This window comes from Sphingobacterium spiritivorum, assembly GCF_016724845.1.
GTDB lineage: Bacteria > Bacteroidota > Bacteroidia > Sphingobacteriales > Sphingobacteriaceae > Sphingobacterium > Sphingobacterium spiritivorum_A.
This window is the reverse complement of the sequence record NZ_CP068082.1, coordinates 4,070,026-4,086,077: the sequence shown is the minus strand read 5'-3', so window position 1 is coordinate 4,086,077 and position 16,052 is coordinate 4,070,026. Positions and strand designations below refer to the sequence as shown.

The window sequence follows — 16,052 nt, the reverse complement described above, 5'->3', positions numbered from 1 at the left end:
ACAACTTATATTTTCAGATCATACAAAATAAGATCGTAAACAATAAGTGTTTATCATCCGGCTTCTTTTTCAATTTGTTTATAATATATTTGAGCATTAATCAGGTTTTTTAAATTAAATCATTTATATATCCATGAAAGCCAGAAGAGCCTTTTTCATCAGTCTTGTATCTGTTATTATCGGTTCCTTACAAATGGCATTTTTTCTACCTGGTGGTGTATCCTGTATTGATGGTACAAGCTCTTTACTGGATGGAATTTTATTCTATATGCCAATCCAGTTTGCTGGTGTTTTCTTACTGAGTCTGCTGAATAAGAAAACAGCAGATTACTTTCTTTTGGTGGGAGTCTTGTTATTTTGGCTATGGGTTAATAAAGTCGAATTTACCAGCAGGTATGCCTGCTGGTCCACCTACACAGATACTGAAATTATCAAAGCCGTATTGCTGAAATCGGCTCTTACCTGCGGGGTCTCCATTGCCTTGTTAGGTGTATTTGTGAACTGGTACAACCGATTATCTATTAAGACCGGAAACAGAGAATAAGAATTGTCCTCTTGATTTTTTTAGGTTAGGTCTCGTTCTCCCCCATCTCTCAGCAAATCAATTACCCGCTCTATCGGACGACCAATCACGGCCTTACCATTTCTGACAACTATAGGCCGCTCTATAAGAACCGGATATTGCAGCATAATATCGATCCATTCATCGTCCGTATACAAAACATCTTTAAACTTTTCCTCAAATACAGTTTCATTACGTCTGATCAGTTCTATAGGTTTGAGTTGAAGCATATCCAGGAGTAGGGTGAGTTCCTCTTTATCTGGCGTATCCGTTATATATTCCTGTACATCTAATTCCGTAGTATAAGCTTTCAACAGGTCAAGTGCAGCCCGGCTTTTGCTACACACATTATTATGGTATATTTTGATCATGATATGATTTAGCAGTATTGAGTTTCAAAAGAAACCTGATTATTTTTTGCTCTCAAATGTACAAAAAAGAGCTTGAAGGTCATCAAAACGGCACAAAATGAACTGGTCCGGAACTATTATCCGAACCAGCTCAGGTATTTTTAGTTAGTGAAAGTGTCTTACTTTATCAGCATCAAAACTAAACAGCCAGCAGCCATCTCACATCATAGCGGTCGGTCACTTCAATAAGAGATATCGCTTCATCGTTCTTTGCATCAGTTTTCTTCTGTCTGGGCATCAGTTTTTCCAAAAGCAACTTTCGGGATTCAGCGCTATTACATAACATAAAAACGGCAAGATAATTACCGGTTTGCCGGCCTTCATCCGGCACCAGATCTGAACCGTAGATAGTAACACTATCAGAAATCAGCGAACCGCTAATGACCGGGATTTTGGCAAAGCCATCCAGATGCTTATCCATCATCTGAAAATGCAGTTCGCCTCCAAAACAGGTTTGGTAGTATGTCAGCGCTTCTTTACAGTTACCTGCAAAAGAGATAAACACGCCACTTTGAAAGCGATTATGCGAGTGATGTAACATCTGTTTTTAAAATTAGGCATCCGGTATCTGTGGCTCTACAAGTCTGATCATCTTGTCCAGCGATTCCTGCCAGCCCAGATAGCACATCTCTACGGGTATCATATCAGGAATACCACTCTGTTCGATATGAATCTCTGTACCACAGGAAACCTGACGCAACGAGACTGTAGTTGTCATTTCTCCCGGCATATTAGGGTCATCAAACTTGTCGCTGTATTTAATAGATTCATTGGGAATAATTTCCTGGTATTCACCACCAAAGGAATGTCCGTTGCCGGTACTGAAATTTATAAAAGTCATCCTGAATTTTCCTCCTACTTTGAATTCCATTTCCTGTACCGTACATAGAAAACCATAGGGCGGTATCCAGGTGGCATGTGCAACCGGATCTGCAAAAGCGCGAAATACTTTTTCGGGACTTGCTTTAATTACCCTGTGCAGGGAAACTTTGTTTGTTTTCATCTTGATTGAGATTTTAATCGTGAATAATCAATTATTTTATCAGATAGCGGGATTAATAAATCATTATCCCGTAACGGCTTTCCTATGAACAATACGCGGATTATAACAGTAGGAAAGAATAAGTATAGCTAATACTGCCAGCGGCATGATCATGTATGCTATTACCTGATCAACATATGCATGACTGATAAATGCAAAAATCAGACTAAAAGTGAGTCCTGCATATGCCCATTCTTTTACCTTTACCGGAACAGACGGCAAAGAAATAGCGATCACTCCTAATACTTTACAGATAATGAGGGTATACGCAAAGTAATCAGGATAGCCTAAAGGTTTTGTTCCGGCATTTACATATTGAGGTGCAAAAAGCAGTGTACCAAGAGGCATAACACCTTCCCATAGAATGAGAATAGTGGTTGCTATCCAGAATATTATTTTGTTCTTTTTCATAAGTATATAATTTTGCTCTCTAAGAGTTCGTAAATCTAATATGCGGATTCTACATATTTTTTGAAATTGCTTAATATAGCCTGCCAACCTTGTTTCTGAAACTCGGGATCGTTCTCCGTTTCTGCATCAAAGGTCGTTGTAATTATTGTTGTGTCTCCTTTGCTGCTGAATAATGTACTGACCTCGCGTCCGTCAGCCATTGTATAACTGATCTTTTCATGCAAGTCGACCTGCTGATAAGTGCCTTCGAAATCAAAGCCAAAACTTCCATCCCTCGCTTCCATACGGTTACTGAATTTACCATTCACGCGCAGATCATTTTTGCTCGACGGGCAGTGCCAGCTTGGATCGGCAGCATTCCACTGCATAATGTCCGCTGGTGTATTCCAGGCTTTCCATACTATTTCTACGGGAGCATCTATTGTCGCTTCTACAGTGATTTGTGGTTGTGTTTTCATTTTTATCAATTTATTGTTTATAATGTTATTACAAAGTTGCGACAGTTTTTGGAATTCCCAACATTGTAAAAACGTCAACTTTAGGGGTAGATTACGACAAAAACTATATGTATCTTTACCTGACTAAATTAACAGATCATGCAAATTTCCGTTTTCGTTCCTCAATACGGTACAATAGAAGGCATCACCCCCGCCTTCCGAACATTTCATACGGCTAACGAATTTCTTACTGTATTTGGTAAAAAGCCGGTATTTGAAGTAGAATATGTAGGGTTGCAGGAATATGTTCCGGCTAACAGCGGAGAATACAGTATCAGAACTAATCGCTTACTGCAGGATGTGAGTCGTACAGATCTCCTTATTATTCCTCCCGTATTTGGCAGTATAGATTCCGGTATAGCTGCTAATGCAGAGGCTATTCCTTATTTCACCAGACTGTATATGCAGGGAACCAGTCTGGCGAGTTTGTGCGTAGGTGCTTTTTTACTGGCGGAAACAGGATTGCTTTCAGGCAAAAAGTGTTCTACCCACTGGGCGTATATCAATGAGTTTAAAGAAAAATATCCGGACATTGAAATCGAAGACGGTGCAGTAATAACAGCACATGATAATATCTACAGTAGTGGCGGTGCGAGTAGTTTGTGGAATCTGATTCTCTATCTCGTTGAAAAATATTCAGACAGAGAAACGGCGGTATTAATCGCAAAATATTTTGCACTCGATATCAGCAGGGACAGCCAGTCTCAGTTTGCTATTTTCAGGGGACAACGTAATCATGATGATGCCGATATACAGAAAGTACAGGATTATGTAGAAAAGCACTATGAAGATAAGATCACGATTGATGATCTCGCAAACCTCAGTAGTATGGGACGTAGGACCTTTGAAAGACGGTTTAAAGAGGCAACCAACAATACGCCTGTTGAATACATCCAGCGCGTCAGAATAGAAGCTGCTAAAAAATTCTTCGAAGCTTCCCGAAAGAATGTATCGGAAGTCATGTATGATGTGGGTTACAGCGATACTAAGGCCTTCCGGGATATTTTTAAGAAGATAACGGGGCTGACACCGATAGAGTACAGAAATAAATTTGCAAAGGTGACCAGTGAGATCTGATGATGATCAGCTCCTCTTAACGATGTCTGCACTAATCATCCAATCCTTTACCATCTAAAATATGCTGGTAGTATTTTTCAATTCTTGATTCCCTTGTTACGGCTTGCTTCGCCTGATTAAAATAAAATAAATATCCCTTTTGTCGTCCGGGTGTCAGGGTATGAAATGCTTTTTTCAGTGCTGTATCTTCTTCCATAGCACGTTGAAATTCATCAGGGACAGGATAATCAGCTGTTTTTTTCATCTCCACTTTTTTTCCTGATTTCTCAATTTCAACAGCTTCCCGTATATAAGCGGTTATAACAGATCGCAGTACTGTAATCTGTTCACTGTTCGTGAATCTGATTTGTCTCGCAGACTGTACATTTTCAGTTTGCTGGATTAAGATATTCTCCGGATCAGTCATCAGAGCTCCTTTATGGAATAATAATGCACAGTATTCTTTGAAGCCATGAATAAGGACAATATTCTTTCCGTTTAAGGTATAACAGGGATGCATCCATTTAAAATCTTCCAGAAGGTCTGTATTTTCAGTGATGATTTCGCGCAGTAAATGGAATTCTGTACTCCATTTTTGGTTGCGTTCAAAAAAGTGATCGGCAGCTGTATTCATAAGAATTGATTTATATTTTGTCTGACTTAAATTTTTCGTTCAGCAGGTCTGAAATACCAGGATATAAGGATTAGCAGTATAAAGATAAAAGATGCAATGGCTTGCGAAAACGCATCTCCCGCAGCAATATGTGAGAGAGTCGCTCCGGACATGGCAAAAAAGAATCCTGCATAAGCCCATTCCTTAAGTAATTTAAATCCCGGAATCAGAATAGCTATGACACCTGCTATTTTCCAGGAACCTAAAATATACATCAGGTAGACCGGATAACCAAGATGAGCTATACCTTCGGCACTTTTTTGTGCGCCGGATAATTGTGCCAGACCACCTGATAGCATTCCTGCAGCCAGTAATCCCGTAGCAATCCAATACAAGACTTTCCGTAATCTTGAAGCTCTGGTAAAGTTTGTTTCTCCTGTCATAATCGTATTATATAAGTTTATTGCATATGTTTTGCAATCTGTCATGTGCCAGACTAATACCCTGAGCAAAAGGCATCTGCAGCAATTGATCCCGATGTGCTACTGACTTAAAAATAATCTGCATGGTAAGCTGACTGCTATCCTCCGTGATTTCTTCAAATGACAGGTATTCTAGCTGAACAGGAAAAGAGCTGTTTTCCATCTCAAAAGTTCGCGTAATCCTTTGATTGGGAATAAACTCGTGAATTGTTCCGTTTGCACGAAAGACCACACTTCCATTATGAGATGTTTCGAAAGCATAGGAACCATGCGGCCTGCTTTCCAGTTTCAATACTTTTGTCCCCATCCACTGTTCCACAATGTGGGCCTCTTCATAAGCCTTGAAAAGCAGACCGACAGGAAGATCAAAGGTCCTTGTAATAATAATTTCCTGTTTACCGTCTTCAGCACTGACTTTTGTTTTATATTCCATTTTATTTGGTTTTATATTGTTTCATAATGGCTTCCAGTTTATTAAAACGTTCCTCCCACATCTGACGAAACGGCTCAATAAAATCAGCTATTTCTTTCATTTTGTCCGGATTAAGCTGATAAGTAATCTCTCTGCCATTTTGTTCTGATGTCAACAGCTCGCACTCGGTCAGGATCTGCAGGTGTCTGGAAACAGTAGGCCTGGCGGTATCAAAGTTGGAAGCAATAGCTCCTGCTGTCATGGATTGTGTTGCTACTAAAAGAAGTATCGCTCTTCTGGTCGGATCTGCAACGGCTTGAAAAACATCTCTTCTTAAGTTCATTATATGGATTATTTAAATGTTACTGTAAAACTTCAGCACTTCAATATGTAGTCAAATGGCTACAAATATAAGCGTAGCCATTTGACTACACAAATTTTTGTGAAAATAATTTTTAGGATATATGGATGGATAAGAGGGTTTTAGACTTAATTTATAAAGAGTAAGGCAGGATTGAGATTTACAAAGAACACTAACACGACTCAAAAGACGTGTTAGTGTCCGGATTAAGGCTGGATATTTTTACCCGTAATCCAGATATTTTCATTACCATACGCAGAAGGTTCGGCACTGGCTTCAATTTCTAAAAGCCCTCCCCGGCTAATCTCTTCATGTGATAACCATAAGCGTTTAATATCTTTACCGTTGAGTTTTACGCCTGCGATATATTTGTTCTGACTGCCAAAATTATGCACCCGGATCTGCAATGTATTATCTGCTCTACGGAGATTGATTTCCGGAAATAAAGGGACACTGAGATAGTATACAGGATGGCCGATCACAGGTTGGTGCAATCCTAAGGCTGTAAGCACAAACCATCCGGACATAGCACCAGCATCATCGTCCATTGTCCGGATATACGCTTTAGGTTCATTCTTATAAATCCGGTCTATAAAAGGATCTATTCCTCTGCTGTTATCATTGAAGTAATATTGGATAACAGTATCTACGGCCAGCTGATGAACCAGAGACTGATATTTCCAGGGTTTTTCACTGGCATAATACAGTGTAGGTGACTGCATATCCGGTTCATTGGCTCTGTTGAAATAATGTTGATCAAAGAATTCATCCAGTTGCTCTGTAAATGCTTTTTTCCCTCCTGCCAAATCTACCAGTCCGCCGATATCAAAGGGTACATTCCAGCGGTACTGTCTGATCGTTCCCTGATACATATTTCTTGCAGACATACGATCTACATCATTTCGGGACAAATCTTTGAATTCCTTCTTCCAGACAGCTTTGTAACTATTGGCTCTATGTTCATAATGTGCGCTGTCTTTGTCAAAAAGCTGTCCCATAGCCCACATATCGTAAGCCGCTTCTAAAGCTTTATCCGGTTTTGAGAAATCAAACCGTGCTGTATCACTGATCAGTGAATCTTTTACAGCATCAAAATGGATATCGTATCCTTTATTCCTTGCATCCAGCAGAACTACCGCCGCATGTTCGGTACGAACTGAATTGGCGGGTTCATTAGGGCCTGCAAAATCATACTTGCCGTATCGGTAAAGGTCAGAAATGGATGATACCACATCCTGATAGAGCTGTGGATAGAGCAGTTCCAGTAAAGGCAACTGTGTTTTATAATTATCCCATATAGCCCAGCCATGATATCGTTTTCCTTTAGCCGAGTGCATCTTTCCATCTGTCCCTGCGTACTGACCGTTTGCTTCTGAGATCTGATAAGGGGACTGAAGCGTACGATAAAACAGCGAATAAAACAGTTTTTCTCTTTCCGGATCACCTTTTACTTTTATGCGGGAGAGATAGGTATCCCATTGCTGCTGAGATGCATTCCTGATATCGCTATATGAACGGTCAGCATTACGCTGAAGCGTCTCTACGGCTTTTTGTACACTGACTGCTGAAAAAGCAATCTGTATCGTGACTTTTTCGCTGTTTTCTTCCAGATGAAGGGTTAGCTGATTACCTTTCCCCTCCCAGATATGAGATGAAGAAACTTTAATGGCATAGTGGATAGTATATATCCCTACTCCGCATGTAGTACGGGCCCTGACTGATCCTTTGAGCATACCCTTTGCATCCATATCGTATGTATTGGATACGAAAGCACCATTGAAAGCATGAGCAAGGTCTATACTGAATCCTTTTTTGCCTTTGGGAAAGCTGTACTCATGAATGCCAAAATTTTCATCTACAGCAAAAGCAGCTTTTATTTTATTCTTTAATCCGATTTCATAAAATCCGGGACCAGCTTGCTCAGTCACTTTTAATAAAGGCTGTTGATCATCCTGCCCGCCCAGAAAAGGCTTGACAAGAATCAGTCCTCCACTCCCCTTACAACCCACTCCTTCAAATCTGTTGTGCGTGAATCCCAGTATTTCTTTTGCCAGATACTCATACCCCATATGCAATGTCGGATAAGTCTGTGGTGCTATACTCATCTGATGAAAAGGAGATGATGCAGCAGGTGACATTTGTCCGTGGTCCCCTGAAGAACCTAAAAATACATTTGTCAGTGATGATTTGGATTGTCCGTATACGAATTGCTGCGAACTTAGGATTAGCAGAATACAAGTAGAAAACTGGCTAAGAAAATTTTTCATAGATACTAAAAGCAGGTCGATCAAGACCTGCAAAATACTTTTAATTTTTTATACTTAATAGCTTATGCGTCAAAAAACTGCTACATGCTACTTTGTTATTCAGGGATCCATAGGTTCATCCGGATCAATAGTCAATGCTTCTTCCCGTGGTTTGAATTCGATAATGACTTCACTGATTCGTTTTCCTAATACATAGGGTACGTATCCCAGCTCCCTTACACATCGGTCTGCCATCTTTTCAACGGCATCGATATGAGGTACACTACTGTTGACGATCGCATACTTATCTGTCGGAAATCCATAATGTAATAAGATACGAGCCGTATTGCGCATATTGGTGGTTGTATGTCTGGCATGTGGATCAATAAGAATAGCTTCTTCCGGCACATTCAATACCTGCATCAGATACTTTTTCATCTCTATAGCTTCTATATAGCGTGTTTTGTAAGGATGTACACAGCCGCCGGATACGACAATAAAAGGAGCCAGCCCCTGAAAGTAACTTCTGGCAGCCATCCGGCAACGCAGCATTCCGCCCGGACTGATAGGCTGATCATATACCTCCGGTCCGGCTCCTAATGTCAAAAGCAGACTATAAGGATAGCGTCCAAAGTCTGTCTTGCGGACTGCATCGTAAGCCTTCTTGTTCTCCAGTTGCATCAATGGTTCTAATTGTGCGGCATCCCAACGTTCATTGACCTCTAATAACCGTACTGCCGTCCACAGGGATTCATAAAAAGCTTCTTCAGGGTTGCGCACATCTTTAAGAATATCCTGCGCTACGTCTTTGAGCAGATACAGATGTGCTTTTTTTGTGACATCAAAAGAGATGGAATCAATCTTAGGATAGTTGGGTTTCTTTGCGCCGGCATATACATCTATTACGTAATTTATTGCATTCAGATCCTGACGAAGTGCTTTTGCCAGATAGGCACTCTCCACGCTTGATACATCCATGCCGTAGGTGCACGAAGGGATCAGCTTATTCTTCACCAGTGCTTTCAATTCCTTATCCGTTTGAAGTCTCTTGCTAAAAACAGTGACAATGGTTTCCACCTCCTGTTCATTCCATCTGAATGCACGGAGAAAACAGGTTACATCTTTGCAATTAGCAGATTCGATATATCGCACATGCCTTTTTTCCAACATACTGTGTATATCCGGATCGGACAAAATACGATTGCTAAGACCGGAATCCTGAGCCAACAGAGATGTAGCATAATAGTTTTTTGCAATTACCCAATCCTGAGGTGTCTGATAAGCCGAAAAATCCTGAGCCCCGGAGACATGACTAAAGCATGTCCCCAGTGTCAGGAGTATTAATTTAAGAATAGTTTTCATAATACAGAAGAACTTAATATCCTTGATTTTGATACATTTTCTCCGGATTCAGCTTGTATTCATCAAACGGAATCGGATAGTAACGGTCTTTGGTAGAGATATTAGATATTTTGGCGTTGCCGTAATCAGCCTGTTCTTTCTTCCTGAAGTAGGTGACCAGCTCCTGAGCATTGTAATTGCGGATCAGATCAAACCAACGGTGATTTTCAAAAGCGAGTTCGACTCTGCGCTCATGCAGGATGGCATCTTTCAAAGTAGGATATTTGGTATTGTAGGTGTTATTAGCTTTCGAAACGGCATAGGAAGGTAAACCTGCCCGTTCTCTCACCTCATCCAGTAATACGATAGCTTCAGCATCTTTTCCAAGGCGCATTTTGGTTTCTGCCAACAGCAGCATGACATCAGCATAGCGGATCAGTATCCAGTCATTACCTCCAAAGCCCTGCTTACCGGCATTATTACTGTTATCTCTGAATTTTGTAATAAACCAGTCATTGACCTGAGTACTTGCAGCAAATTTGATGGAAAAGGCCTTCCGGATATCGTTATCCTCATAGTCTTTTACCAGATCTCTTTTGACATTTCCTCCAATGCCTGTAGATGTAAACTGAGAATTGATCGTTTCACCTCTTGCCTGATTATTACGTGCAATACTGGAACTGTAGTTCTGATCTCCCTGCAGATATTGAACCTGAAAGATCAACTCCTTACATGTATTTTTTTTCGTCACATCGAAGACATCTGCATAGGGTATTTCATTTAGTTTACCAAAGGTACGCATGCCGTATGCTGCAGTCAGATGTTGTTCTGCCTTTAGAAAATTTTCATTGGCATTGCCCGCTAAGGTCGCTCCCATGGTCAGATAGACTTGTCCCAACAGCGCATTGATGGCAGCTTTAGAGGCACGCCCTACGGCATATTGCCCTTGCTGATCAGGCAGATTACTGGTCAGCGCATCGGACAGATCTGTTACTATTTGCTGATAAACTACGCTTTCTTTCTGACGAAAAGCAAGTTCATTTGCCTGCTCTTTGGTTGTAATTTCTACCGTAGACAAAGGGATATCTCCAAACTTGCGAACCATATGAAAGTACAATAAAGCACGGACGAATTTTGCTTCTGCAATATAGCGCTGTTTCAATGCCGGATCAGCAAAGGTCACTTTATCGATATTGGATAATAATGTATTACATCTTGCAATCCCGTCATACATGGTAGACCAATGTGTCTTGAGATAAGAGTTGCTGGCCAGTATCGAAAAATCATTAAACTGAAAAGGTTCCCCTGCATTAGACTGATTGTCATCACGTCCTGTATTATCCGAACGTTCCTCACTATAAAGGGTACTGGATTCACCTATACTGCTCCCCGAGCGCAGTGCCTGATAGAGTCCGTTAACGGCTAACAAGACATCATTCTCAGTTTTGAAATAAGATCCTACGGACACCGCATTCGGATCTTGCTGATTTAAAAAATCTTTTTGACAGGAAGTAATCCCCAAAAGAACAAAAGGTAATAAATATCTCTTTTTCATTAGTATATGCTGTTTTAGTGAATACAGGAATCAGGTGTTTAAAGATTCCTGTATCCATCTCTGTTATATCTTTATTAGAATGTCACTTTTAATCCCAGATTGTACGATCTGACCAGTGGATACAAGCCATAATCTACTCCCGGAGTGAGGTTACCGCGCTGGTCGTAATCCGGCTCGGGATTGTATCCTTTATACTTGGTGATTGTAAACGGATTATCCACACTTGCATAAATCCGGACTCCGGAAAGCATAAGTTTTTGTGCTGTTTCTTTCGGCAGACTGTATCCGAGAATAATATTGGTCATACGCAGAAAAGATCCGTCCTGCAGGTAAAAGGATGAAAGACGTGTACTGTTACTTTGCGTACCACCTCTAGCTGCACGGTAGACAGTACCATTTCCCGGATTAGAAGACGATCTCCAGCGTTGTGCCACGTCAGCATACTGGTTGCCGGATCCTTCCATATTATACAGGTAATAGTCATAACCATCCAATACCTTGTTACCCTGAGAACCATTAAAAGAAGCTCTCAGATCAAAATTTTTATAGCTGGTATTTAAGGCAAATCCATAGGTAAAGTCCGGGTGCGGATTTCCGATAATACGTTTATCCTGATCATTAACAACGCCATTGCCGTCTACGTCTTCAAAATAGAGGTCTCCGGGCTGCAACGGATTTGTGGAGGCCGCTGAAGGTGCTACAGTTTTATAGTTTTCTTCGGTAGCGATTCCGAGTACCTTGAATCCGTAAAACATACCGATCGGACTTCCCTCCTGCGTGATATGGGTAATATAAGAACGTTCTGCTCCGTTAGTCATAATAGTAGAAGCTCCTCCAAGATCCAGCACTTTATTGCGGTTCACATTGATATTACCGCTAAACCCAAGTTCGAAGTCATTTTTACGAATAAGCGTAGCATCGATCTGCACATCGAAACCTTTATTCTGGACCTTACTATCCGGCAGGTTGGTAAAAATTGTTGTCGCTCCGGAAATTGCAGTAATAGGTTGATTAAACAAGAGATTAAAAGAGCGGCTGAGATAGAAGTTGGTCATTACATTCAGGCGTCCGCGCAGTAATCCCAGATCAAGCCCTGCATTATACTGTGAAGTGGATTCCCACCCCAGATTAGGATCCCGCAGATCATCCGGCCACAATGCTGTAGCAACCTTATCAGCAATGATAACTCCGCCCGGTGAATTGTAAGCGGTTATCGCTCTGTAGTCCGGAATATTATTGTTTCCGCTTTTACCCCAGCTTGCTCTAAACTTCATAGTAGATCCTGCTCCTAACCAATTGTCGTAGAATTCTTCATTTGATACTGTCCAGCCGGCAGATACCGATGGGAAAGTTCCCCACTTGCTGTTAGGCCCGAATCGGGAAGAACCATCTGTACGGAAAGAGGCGGACAGGAAGTATTTGGAATCGTAACTGTAGTTGACACGACTAAAATATGACTGTAGGGTCGTGATACGTTTGAAAGTCTCTCCGTTATCCTTGAGCAACCGGAAGTTGGAAGGATCTGCTCCTTTGTTGGTGATCTCGCCTATCGCATCATTCTGGAATCCATTGGCGCGAACGGTCATCTGGTCGATGTCTGTCCGCTGTGCAGAATAGCCCAGCAATACATTTAACTGATGTTTTTCCTGAAATGTCTTGTTGTAATTAAGAGTAGCTTCGACAAGTTTATCAATTTCACTTCTGGTACGTGCATCCGCATACGCAGCTGTTTTTGCAAGATCCGAGTAAGGCGCATTGTTGCCATCCGAAATACTGGTTGGACGGTAGTAATCGTATTTCTCATCGTAAGTGGAAAGTCCCCCGTTGATCTTCAGATTTAATCCTTCAATAATGGAGAAATCCGCAAAAGCATTATACAATCCTCTTTTTCCTCTTTTATTGTTTTTGATTTCGGTAACATAGGCCAGCGGATTTTCAGGATTCTGTATTCCATAGTTGTTAGCTGACAGATTAGCCATTAAGTATTTGGCATAACTGCCATCTTCATTGTATACCGGTAAGGTAGGCAGATAGATCAAAGCTGCCATGGAAGGACTCCGATCGTATCGCCCTGTAGTCACCTCATTATTATCATTGTAGGTAAACGATACGTTGGCTCCTACAGTAAGTCGTTTACTGACTTTCGAATCCATATTGGCCCGGAAGTTAAATACTTTCTGGTCTGTTCCCAGCATGATCCCTTCCTGATTCTGATAAGATCCGCTCAGGAAATAGCGGCTTTTATCATTTCCGCCGTATACGGATAAATTGTGACGTTGGAAAGGTGCATTTCTGTATAAGGCATCCTGCCAGTCTGTATCATATTTAGATGCTTTGGCTGTACCTGTCGCAAAATCATAATATTCTTCAGGAATGGTGACTGAGCCCGCATTTCCTACTGCATCTACTCTGGCCTTGTTATTGTCCAGTCGTCTCTGATCAGTCCAGGTCACACCCTTCGTGGCAAGCAAATCTCTGTAGGTATTATTTCTGCCATCAATCAGCAAATCGATAAATTCTCCAGCATTCAACACATCTATTTTTTTGGATAGCTGGCCAAATCCTCCAAGTACTTCATAATCTATATTGCTACGTCCTTCTTTACCTCGTTTGGTCGTGATCAACACTACACCTCCGGCCGCTCTGGAACCGTAGATCGCAGCTGAAGCTGCATCTTTCAGAACGTCAATTGTCTCAATATCATTGGGATTGATATTGAGATTGTTGCCTGCAGGATAGCCATCAATAACATACAATGGGTCCGAGCCGGCATTGATAGATCCCATTCCCCGAACTCTTATTTTGGTCCCGTCATATGGTGCACCGCTGGTCTGCATCACCTGCACACCTGCGACCTTACCCACCAAAGCCTGTGAAAGTTTGGGTGAAGTCAGATTCAGTTCTTCAGCTTTTACACTCGCTATCGCGCCGGTCACATCTGCTTTACGAACTTTCTGATATCCGATAGATACCAGGACTTCATCTATCTGCTGTCCTTCGGCCTCTAATGTAACTGTTAATCCCTGAAGGGAAGAGACGACCTGACGAACCTCTTTGTATCCGATATAGCGGATAGAAATAGTATCTCCTACTGTACCTGCCAGCGAGAAATTTCCTTTTTCGTCTGTCTGAAAACGTTGCTGTGTACGGATATTCGTGATGGTAGCTCCGGCAACGGGCTTACCATCGATATCTACTACTTTTCCTGAAATCTGTTGTTGATTTTTTAACTCTATTTTCAACAGTCCGATCTTCAGGGCACTTGCTTCAGCGGTTAATGAAACTGTGGTTAATGGCAGTAGAAGCCATAATAGTTTGGTTGATTTAAAGTACATGTTTTTATTTTTTCAACTTAAATAGATTTGTGTCAAATCTAATCCTCTCGTGTTAAGCGAGTGTTGGGTTTGGTTTATAGAATGGTTAACCCTTTGTTACTATATTAATAAATCATGAAAACTGTGTGATCATGAAGTCTGCATAGCGAGCTGAAAACTTAATATTCCCTTAATATTGGATATACAAAAACTGCGTAACTTTATAATGTAAGTATATGTAATACTGTTATTTAAAACATCAGCATTATGAAAACGATCGTTTATTTTTTTCAGAAGATGGTCTTCCGTCTGTTTCTAACACAGTTCAGCTCGTTCTATTCTCCGCTTAGGTTTCATAAAAACTAAACGGTATATTCGAAAAATGTTTGTGTTATTAATTAATCTTCAGTGTAAATGCTTTTGACGAAGGAGGCCTTTGGCAAAGATTTTATCTGGGGAGTATCAACTGCGGCGTATCAAATAGAAGGTGCACATAATCTGGATGGAAAGGGTCTTTCTATTTGGGATAAGTTTGTCCGGAAAAAAAACAAGATTTTTCAGAATCATCATGGGGAGATTGCATGCGATCATTACAACCGCTATGTAGATGACCTGCATCTGATGTACAGCCTGAATATCCGTAACTATAGATTTTCTATCTCCTGGAGCCGTATTCTTCCCAATGGAACTGGTGAAATCAATCAGGCCGGAATTGACTTTTACAACAGACTTATTGATTTGTCTCTGGAGCTGGGAATTACTCCCTGGGTCACTTTATATCATTGGGATCTTCCTCTTGAACTCGAAAAAAAAGGCGGATGGGTAAACCGGGATATCAAAGACTGGTTTGGAGAATATGTAGCTATATGTGTAAGAAATTTTGGTGATCGGGTAAAAAACTGGATGGTCTTGAATGAGCCTACGGTATTCAGTGCTGCGGGTTATTTCTTTGGTGTACATGCTCCCGGCAGAAAAGGTATAGATTGTTTTCTGGCAGCAGCCCATCATGCTGCTTTGGCTCAGGCACACGGTGCGCGTATCATCAAAGCCCTGCACCCGGATGCTACAGTAGGCACTACATTTTCATGTTCACACGTTGAACCTTTCACCAACAGGGAAAAGGATATAATAGCTGCTAAAAAAGCAGATGTATTGCTCAACAGGTTATTTATAGAACCTTTACTGGGGATGGGCTATCCTACGAAAGAGATCAGAGTATTGAGAAGGATTGAAAAATATATCAAACCAAATGATGAAAATAACCTGAAATTCGATATGGATTTTATCGGTATTCAGAATTACACAAGGGAAATCATACGTCATTCTTTCTTCGTTCCCTTTTTACAGGCAAAAATAGTTACTGCTAAAGAGCGTAAGGTAGAAATGACAGCCATGAACTGGGAAGTGTATCCGGAATCCATGTACCACATGCTGAAAAAATTTCAGGCTTACGAGAATATTCCGCCTCTGATCATCACAGAAAACGGCGCTGCTTTTCCTGACTTGCCGGAGAATGAACGGGTACATGATCCTAAAAGAGCACAATATATGCAGGATATATTGCAACAGGTATTACGTGCTAAAAACGAGGGCGTAAATGTCAACGGATATTTTGTATGGACTTTTCTGGATAATTTTGAATGGGCAGAAGGATATCACCCCCGATTCGGATTGGTGTATGTAGATTTCCGGACGCAGCAACGTATTATCAAGTCCTCCGGACACTGGTATGCTGATTTTATTAAATAAA

Annotated in this window: 16 protein-coding genes; 3 read left to right on the top strand and 13 right to left on the bottom strand. The window is 41.1% G+C overall.

Annotation, left to right across the window (positions count from 1 at the left end):
- Nucleotides 1-133: 133 nt before the first annotated feature.
- The gene (locus tag I6J03_RS17350) at nt 134-544 is read left to right on the top strand and encodes a hypothetical protein (RefSeq protein WP_003003654.1); all 411 of its coding nucleotides are present in this window, start codon (nt 134-136) and stop codon (nt 542-544) included.
- Between the two features lie 20 nt (nt 545-564).
- On the opposite strand, the gene I6J03_RS17345 is transcribed toward I6J03_RS17350, so the two are convergent.
- The 5 genes from I6J03_RS17345 to I6J03_RS17325 all read right to left on the bottom strand — a co-directional run bounded on the left by I6J03_RS17345 (nt 565) and on the right by I6J03_RS17325 (nt 2,883).
- Nucleotides 565-933, bottom strand: a complete 369-nt coding sequence (locus I6J03_RS17345) for an ArsC/Spx/MgsR family protein (RefSeq protein WP_003003656.1) — start codon at nt 931-933, stop codon at nt 565-567.
- A gap of 178 nt (nt 934-1,111) precedes the next feature.
- Nucleotides 1,112-1,513: a VOC family protein gene (locus tag I6J03_RS17340; RefSeq protein ID WP_003003658.1), complete on the bottom strand. Its 402-nt coding sequence runs from the start codon at nt 1,511-1,513 to the stop codon at nt 1,112-1,114.
- Nucleotides 1,514-1,525: 12 nt separating this feature from the next.
- Nucleotides 1,526-1,975, bottom strand: coding sequence for an SRPBCC family protein (locus I6J03_RS17335; protein WP_003003661.1), 450 nt, complete (start codon nt 1,973-1,975; stop codon nt 1,526-1,528).
- A gap of 63 nt (nt 1,976-2,038) precedes the next feature.
- A complete protein-coding gene (locus tag I6J03_RS17330; RefSeq protein WP_003003663.1) occupies nt 2,039-2,425 on the bottom strand; it encodes a DoxX family protein in 387 nt (128 codons plus the stop codon).
- 35 nt (nt 2,426-2,460) lie between these two features.
- Nucleotides 2,461-2,883 carry an SRPBCC family protein gene (locus I6J03_RS17325; protein WP_002996416.1) on the bottom strand — a complete coding sequence of 141 codons (423 nt, stop codon included), beginning with the start codon at nt 2,881-2,883 and terminating at the stop codon, nt 2,461-2,463.
- Nucleotides 2,884-3,021: 138 nt separating this feature from the next.
- Here I6J03_RS17325 and I6J03_RS17320 point away from each other — a divergent pair, with 138 nt between their 5' ends.
- Nucleotides 3,022-3,999 (top strand): GlxA family transcriptional regulator, encoded by a 978-nt coding sequence (locus tag I6J03_RS17320; RefSeq protein WP_003003667.1) that lies wholly within the window; start codon nt 3,022-3,024, stop codon nt 3,997-3,999.
- A gap of 31 nt (nt 4,000-4,030) precedes the next feature.
- On the opposite strand, the gene I6J03_RS17315 is transcribed toward I6J03_RS17320, so the two are convergent.
- From I6J03_RS17315 to I6J03_RS17280, 8 genes are all read right to left on the bottom strand, one after another.
- Entirely contained in the window at nt 4,031-4,612 is a 582-nt protein-coding gene (locus I6J03_RS17315) for a YdeI/OmpD-associated family protein (protein ID WP_201693865.1), read from the bottom strand.
- A gap of 26 nt (nt 4,613-4,638) precedes the next feature.
- Entirely contained in the window at nt 4,639-5,034 is a 396-nt protein-coding gene (locus I6J03_RS17310; protein ID WP_232279614.1) for a DoxX family protein, read from the bottom strand.
- 7 nt (nt 5,035-5,041) lie between these two features.
- Nucleotides 5,042-5,506, bottom strand: coding sequence for an SRPBCC family protein (locus tag I6J03_RS17305; protein WP_201693864.1), 465 nt, complete (start codon nt 5,504-5,506; stop codon nt 5,042-5,044).
- 1 nt (nt 5,507) lies between these two features.
- On the bottom strand, nt 5,508-5,828 hold the full coding sequence (locus tag I6J03_RS17300; RefSeq protein ID WP_003003678.1) for an ArsR/SmtB family transcription factor: 321 nt from the start codon (nt 5,826-5,828) through the stop codon (nt 5,508-5,510).
- Between the two features lie 224 nt (nt 5,829-6,052).
- Entirely contained in the window at nt 6,053-8,113 is a 2,061-nt protein-coding gene (locus I6J03_RS17295) for a glycoside hydrolase domain-containing protein (protein ID WP_236586195.1), read from the bottom strand.
- 99 nt (nt 8,114-8,212) lie between these two features.
- A complete protein-coding gene (locus I6J03_RS17290; RefSeq protein WP_003003685.1) occupies nt 8,213-9,454 on the bottom strand; it encodes a YdcF family protein in 1,242 nt (413 codons plus the stop codon).
- A gap of 13 nt (nt 9,455-9,467) precedes the next feature.
- Entirely contained in the window at nt 9,468-10,988 is a 1,521-nt protein-coding gene (locus I6J03_RS17285; protein ID WP_003003688.1) for a RagB/SusD family nutrient uptake outer membrane protein, read from the bottom strand.
- Between the two features lie 74 nt (nt 10,989-11,062).
- The gene (locus I6J03_RS17280; RefSeq protein ID WP_003003689.1) at nt 11,063-14,323 is read right to left on the bottom strand and encodes a SusC/RagA family TonB-linked outer membrane protein; all 3,261 of its coding nucleotides are present in this window, start codon (nt 14,321-14,323) and stop codon (nt 11,063-11,065) included.
- A 393-nt stretch (nt 14,324-14,716) separates the two neighbouring features.
- Here I6J03_RS17280 and I6J03_RS17275 point away from each other — a divergent pair, with 393 nt between their 5' ends.
- A complete protein-coding gene (locus I6J03_RS17275; protein ID WP_003003691.1) occupies nt 14,717-16,051 on the top strand; it encodes a GH1 family beta-glucosidase in 1,335 nt (444 codons plus the stop codon).
- The last annotated feature ends 1 nt before the right edge of the window (nt 16,052 follow it).